The organism is Massilia glaciei, from assembly GCF_003011895.2.
Classification (GTDB): domain Bacteria; phylum Pseudomonadota; class Gammaproteobacteria; order Burkholderiales; family Burkholderiaceae_D; genus Telluria_A; species Telluria_A glaciei.
The window spans coordinates 21,781-28,203 of the sequence record NZ_PXWF02000287.1 but is presented as its reverse complement, the minus strand read 5'-3'; the positions used below and the strand labels follow the sequence as shown (position 1 = coordinate 28,203).

Sequence of the window (6,423 nt, the reverse complement as noted above, 5' to 3'; positions counted from 1 at the left end):
CGCTTACGGCGCTGGTCGACGGCGCCGGCATCCGCGCGCTCCATCCGCTGTGCCGCGCCGGGCGCGAGCGCTTCGCCTACGACCCGCGTGCGCGCGCCGGCCGGCGTTGGAGCGGGCCCAGCACCGAGCAACTGGCCTGGATTTCGGGCGCGGCCGGCTGCGTTCTGCCGGCCGCGCCGGTCAGGTTGGCCCAGCGCCTGCCCGACCCGCTCGTCATCGACCTGCTGCGCGCGCGCGACGGCGTGCTGCGGGGCGCGCGCCTGCTGTTCGGCGGCGACAGCGGCTGCGCCCCGCGGCGCGCCCTGCGCTACCGGCTCGGCTCGCTCGAGGTCGGCCCCGCGCCCGGCGTCGCCGAGGAGATGGCGGTGCTCGTGTTCGAGGACGCCGGCGCGAGCGCGCGGGTCTGGGCGCGCCAGCGCGGCGCCGCCCTGGTGGCATGGAGCGTGGCCTGCGCGCCCGCGCCCCCCGCGCCGCCAGCGCCGCGCTAGCTGTTGCGGCGCATCGACACCCGGCGGCCCCGGCGTCGCCCCGTGGGCGCCTTTTCGCGCCGGGCATGTACAGCCGGGCCGACTGGCGCTACACTTGCCATTACACTTAAGCAACAGCCTGCACGCGGGCGCACCGAACAACCACAGGGCTGGCCACACATGGATTCGCCGAACTCCCCCCGCCTCGTGCAGCGCCTCGAACTGCTCACCGAACTGAGCATCGCGCTGGGCGACCGCACCGACACCGCGGCCCTGCTCGAGCGCATCCTGCGCGCGGCCAAGGGCATGACCGGGGCCGACGGCGGCACCCTGTACCTGCCCAGCGCCGACCGCCGCAGCCTGTGCTTCCACATCTCGCTCAACGACTCGCTCGGCATCAGCCAGGGTGGCGCCGGCGGCGCCCCGATCGACATCCCGGCGCTGGCGCTGTACGGGCCGGACGGCGCCAAAAACATGGCCGCGGTGGCCGCCTACGCCGCCCACAGCGGCAAGTCGGTCAACATCGAGGACGTCTACCAGCAGGACGGCGGCTTCAATTTCTCGGGCATGCGCGCCTTCGACGCCCACTACGGCTACCACTCGCAGTCGTTCCTGACTGTGCCGATGCAGGACCACATGGGCGAGCTGGTCGGGGTGCTGCAGCTGGTCAACGCGGCCGGCCCCGGGGACGGCGCGGTGGCCGCCTTCAGCGCCACCGACCAGCGCTTCATCGAGGCCCTCGCGGCCCAGGCCGCGGTGGCGATCACCAACCAGCAGCTCATCGGCCAGCTCGAAGAGCTGCTCGCCGCGCTGGTCAACCTGATCAACATCGGCATCGACGAGAAATCGCCCTACACCGGGCGCCACTGCCAGTTCGTGCCGGAGCTGACCATGATGCTGGCCGAGGCCGCGCACGACGCCCAGACGGGGCCGCTGGCGCCGTTCCGCATGACCGAGGGCGACCGCAAGGAGCTGTGGCTGGCCGGCCTGCTGCACGACTGCGGCAAGATCACCACCCCGGTGCACGTGGTCGACAAGGCGACCAAGCTAGAGACCATCTTCGACCGCATCGCGCTGGTCGACACCCGCTTCGAGGTGCTCATGCGCGAGCGCGAGATCGCCTCGCTCGAGCGCCGCCTGGCCGGGGCCGACCCGGCCGCCGAGGCCGCCGGGCTGGCCTTTGATCTGGCCGGCCTGCGCGCCGACCGCGACTTTTTGCGCCACGCCAATGTCGGCGGCGAGGGCATGAGCCTGCCCGACCAGGAGCGCGTGCGCGCGATCGGCGCCTACCGCTGGCGCGGCATGGCAGACGCCGAAGCCGAAGCCGGCGCCGCCGAGGGGCGGGGGCAGGGCAGCGCCTTCCTCAGCGGCGACGAGCTGGCCAACCTGACGGTGCGCTTCGGCACCCTGACCGACGCCGAGCGCAAGATCATCAACAACCACATCGAAGTGACCATCCGCATGCTCGAATCGCTGCCCTGGCCCAAACACCTGCGGCACGTGCCCGAATACGCGGGCGGGCACCACGAGCGGATGGACGGCAAGGGCTATCCGCGCGGCCTGCATGGCGCGCAGATGTCGGTGCAGGCGCGCGTGATGGCGATCGCCGACATCTTCGAGGCGCTCACGGCGGCCGACCGCCCCTACAAGAAGGGCAAGATGCTGTCCGAATCGATGCACATCCTGGGCAAGTTCGCCACCAACGGCCACATCGACCCGGACCTGTTCGACGTCTTCGTGCGCAGCGGGGTCTACCTCGCGTTCGCGCGCAAGAACATGGACCCGCAGCAGATCGACGCCATCGACGAGGCCGGCATTCCCGGCTACCGCCCGTGAGGCGCCCGGGACGCTGGCGCCGCGCGCTGGCGCGCCAGCGCGCGCGCATCGGGCTCGGGCTGGCGCTGACGCTGCTGCTGGCGTGCCAGATGACCGGCTACCTGCACTTCAACACGGTCGAGCGGATGGACGCCTTCCTGTCGGGCCTGCGCATGCGCGTCACGCCCGTGGTGCACGACCCGCGCATCGTGATCGTCGACATCGACGAGGCCAGCCTGGTCGAGGTCGGGCGCTGGCCGTGGAACCGCGACGTCGTCGCCAGGCTTGTCAACCAGATGACCGGCCGCTACGGGGTCGCCGCGATCGGCTTCGACGTCGTGTTCTCGGAGCCCGACAACACCTCCGGCTATGGCGTGCTGCAGGGACTCGCGCGCGGCCAGCTCAAGGACGTGCCCGGCTTCGGCGCGCAGGTCGCCGGCCTGCGCGAGCGGCTCGACTACGACGGCCTGCTGGCCAAGGCGATCGAGGGCAAGCCGGTGGTGCTCGGCTACACCGTCTCGGCCAAGCTGTCCAAGGGCGTGCTGCCCAAGCCGGCCTTCGACCTCGACTTCCTCAACGGGCGCGCGCTCGACGCGCGCGACTCGGCCGGCTACGAGGCCAACACCGAGCGGCTGGCGAACGCCGCCGCCGGGGCCGGCATCTTCAGCGCCAACACCGACCCCGACGGCATCCTGCGCTCGGCCGACATGGTCACCCGCATCGGCGACAAGTTCTACCCCTCGCTGTCGCTGGCCACGGTCGCCGTGGCGCTGGGCGCGCGCGCGGTCAAGCCCTACCTCGACAAGAGCGTCGACGACATGAGCGAGCGCGAGCGCGGCTACGGCGGCTACGAGGCGTTCCAGATCCATTACGGCGAAAAGCGCGTCAAGCTGTTCGCGGTCGGCGAGAACCTCAGCGCCCTGATCGAGTTCCGCGGCAGGGGCGGGCCCGGCGGCGGCGCCTTCAGCTACGTGCCGGCCGCCGACGTGCTCTCCGGCAAGGCCGACCCGGACGTGCTCGCCGGCGCCATCGTGCTCGTCGGCACCACCGCGCCCGGCATCAACGACCTGCGCGCGACCCCGGTCAACCCCGAGTACCCGGGGGTCGAGGTGCACGCCAACCTGATCGCCTCGATCCTCGACAACAGCTTCAAGCGGCGCCCCGACTACGCGCTCGGGATCGAGGTCGGCCAATTGGTCGCGGCCGGGCTGGTGCTCAGCGTGGCGCTGGCGCTGCTGCCGCCGCTGGCCTCGATCGCGCTCACGCTCGCGGCCGGCGCGGCCGTGATGGCCCTGAACTACGCGCTCTACGCCCGCCTCGACTGGGTGCTCAACGAGGCCGCCATCGTGCTGCTCGTGGCCGGCCTGTTCATCCTCAACATGGCCTGGGGCTACCTGTTCGAGACGCGCCAGAAGAACGCGCTGGTGTCGCGCTTCGGCGAGTACGTCGCGCCCGAGCTGGTCGCCGAGATGGCCGACGACCCGGAGCAGTACAACATGGACGGCGAGAGCCGCGAGCTGACGGTGCTGTTCGTCGACGTGCGCGGCTTCACCACCATCTCCGAGGGCCTCAGTCCGAAGGCGCTGCGCGAATACATCAACCTGTACCTGACGGCGATGTCGTCCGACATCCGCGACAGCCACGGCGGCACGCTCGACAAGTACATCGGCGACGCCGTCATGGCGTTCTGGGGCGCGCCGGTCGCGTTCCCCGACCACGCCAGCCGCGCCGTCGCCAGCGCGCTGCTGATGCAAAAGAGCGCGGCGCGCCTGAACGACGATTTCCTCGCGCGCGGCCTGCCGCAGCTCAAGATCGGCATCGGCCTCAACACCGGCATGATGCACGTCGGCGACATGGGCTCGGCCGTGCGGCGCGCCTACACGGTGATGGGCGACGCGGTCAACCTCGGCTCCCGGCTCGAGGGCATCACCAAGGTCTACGGGGTCGGGCTGGCGGTCGGCGAGGCCACCCGCGCCGCCGCCCCCGAATACGCCTACCGCGAACTCGACCTGGTCCGGGTCAAGGGCAAGAACGAGCCGGTGGCGATCTACGAGCCGCTGCTGCCGGCCGCCGAGGCCGGGCCGGAACTGCTCGCCGAACTGGCGCGCTGGGCCTCGGCGCTGGCGCTGGTGCGCTCGCAGCGGTGGGACGCGGCCGCGGCGGCGCTGGCCGGGCTGGCGGCGGCCAGCCCCGGCAGCGGCCTGTACCGGCTCTACCTCGAACGGGTCGCGCACTTGCGCGCGCATCCGCCCGGCGCGGACTGGGACGGCGTGACGACCTTCGAAACAAAGTAAAAAAGTTAATACATTCCGTCCACATTAGTTATTCTTGTGACATTGATGCAACGCAAAGCCGAGCGTGGCGGCGCGCCCGCCCCGCAGCCGCCGGAACGGCCGAGAAAATTGCTGACTCGTAAGAAAAACCCGTCTACACTGAAGCGGAAAACCATCCCTGTAATGACGCGCGGGCGCCGCCCGGCGCCGCCGCCGCGTCATTGGAATCAACTTCACCAGAGCCAACAGAACATGAAACACACCCTCGCGCGACTTCTTACAGGTTCCGTGCTCGCCACCGCCGTCCACGCGGCCTGGGCCGCCCCGGCCTCGGCCGCGCCCGGGGCCGACACCACGCTGCGCTTTCCGATCAGCCGCTTCGAGGTGGTCGGCAACACCGTGCTCCCAGGCGCCGTGGTCGACGCCGCGCTCGCCCCCCATGCCGGCCCCGGGCGCGATTTCGGCGACGTCCAGCGGGCGCTCGAGGCGCTCGAGGCGGCCTACCACGCGCGCGGCTACAAGCTCGTCACGGTCGAGCTGCCCGAGCAGGAGCTCAATGGCGGGGTGGTGCGCCTGAACGTGGTGCAGAACCGGATCGGGCGCGTCGCGGTCACGGGCAACACCGTGTTCGACGAGGCCAACATCCGGCGCAGCCTGCCGGCGCTCCAGCCCGGCCGCACGCCCGACCTGGACCGCGTTTCGGGCAACCTCAGGCTGGCCAACGAGAACCCGGCCAAGAAGGTCACGCTCAAGCTGCAGTCGGGCCAGCAGGCGGGCGAGGTCAACGCGCTGCTCGAGGTCCGGGACGAGCGGCCCTGGAAGCTGATGTTCAACCTGCACAACGGCGGCAACGACCAGACCGGCGAGACCCACGCCTCGGCGGTGCTGCAGCACGCCAACCTGTTCGGGCGCGACCATGTCGGCAGCGTGCAGTACACCACCACGCTCGAGGAGCCGAGCAAGATCGGCGTCTGGGGCGCCGGCTACCACATCCCGTTCTACTCCACGGGCGACGCGCTCGACCTGTACGCGAGCTATTCGAACGTCGATTCGGGCGCCGTGCTGGCCGGCATCTTCAACCTCGCCATCAGCGGCAAGGGCACCGTCTTCGGCGGCCGCTACACCCACGTGTTGCCAAAGATGGGGCGGATCGAGCGGCGCCTGTTCGGCGGGCTCGAGGTCAAGGCCTACAAGAACAGCGTGCTGCTGCTGGGCCAGGACTTCGGCAACGACGTCACGGTGCGCCCGCTCAGCCTGGGCTACGCGGGCACGCTGGCGCACGCCGCCGGCGAGACCAGCCTGTCGGTGACCTACGTGCGCAACCTCGGCGGCGGCAGCCGCGGCGGCGACGCCGACTTCGGCGGCGCGCGCTTCGGCGCCAAGGCCGACTTCAGCGCGCTGCGCGCGGCCGCCTCCTACACCCACCAGTTCGCCGGCAGCTGGCAGGCGCGCCTGCTGGTCAACGCCCAGCACACGCGCGACGCGCTGGTGCCGGGCGAGCAGTTCGGCGCCGGCGGCGCGGCCAGCGTGCGCGGCTTCGAGGAGCGCGCGCTCTCGACCGACAGCGGGGTGCTCGCCAACGCCGAGCTGTTCTCGCCCAACCTGTGCGCCGCGCGCGCGCGCTGGAGCTGCCGCGCGCTCGGCTTCGTCGACGCCGCGCGTGGTTCGCGCAACCAGGCGCTGCCGGGCGAGGTGGGCAGCACCGCCATCAGCAGCGCCGGCCTCGGCCTGCGGGTCGCGCTCGGCGAGCAGATCCACGGGCAGATCGACTGGGGCCATGTGCTCGACGCCGGCGCCGTTGGCGCGACCGACAAGAACAAAGTGCATTTCCGCGTGGGCCTGGCCTACTAACGGACCGGAGAATAAAA

At 71.3% G+C, this 6,423-nt stretch carries 3 protein-coding genes and 1 pseudogene; all 4 read left to right on the top strand.

The annotated features are described in order from the left end of the window. Positions 1 to 488: pseudogene (locus C7C56_RS29055) on the top strand (hypothetical protein); the annotation flags it as partial. 159 nt (positions 489 to 647) lie between these two features. Next, entirely contained in the window at positions 648 to 2,303 is a 1,656-nt protein-coding gene (locus tag C7C56_RS21845) for an HD family phosphohydrolase (RefSeq protein WP_106759456.1), read from the top strand. An 89-nt stretch (positions 2,304 to 2,392) separates the two neighbouring features. Further along, positions 2,393 to 4,576, top strand: a complete 2,184-nt coding sequence (locus C7C56_RS21840) for a CHASE2 domain-containing protein (protein ID WP_106759459.1) — start codon at positions 2,393 to 2,395, stop codon at positions 4,574 to 4,576. A 231-nt stretch (positions 4,577 to 4,807) separates the two neighbouring features. Then, a complete protein-coding gene (locus C7C56_RS21835) occupies positions 4,808 to 6,406 on the top strand; it encodes a ShlB/FhaC/HecB family hemolysin secretion/activation protein (protein ID WP_106759455.1) in 1,599 nt (532 codons plus the stop codon). Positions 6,407 to 6,423 lie beyond the last annotated feature (17 nt).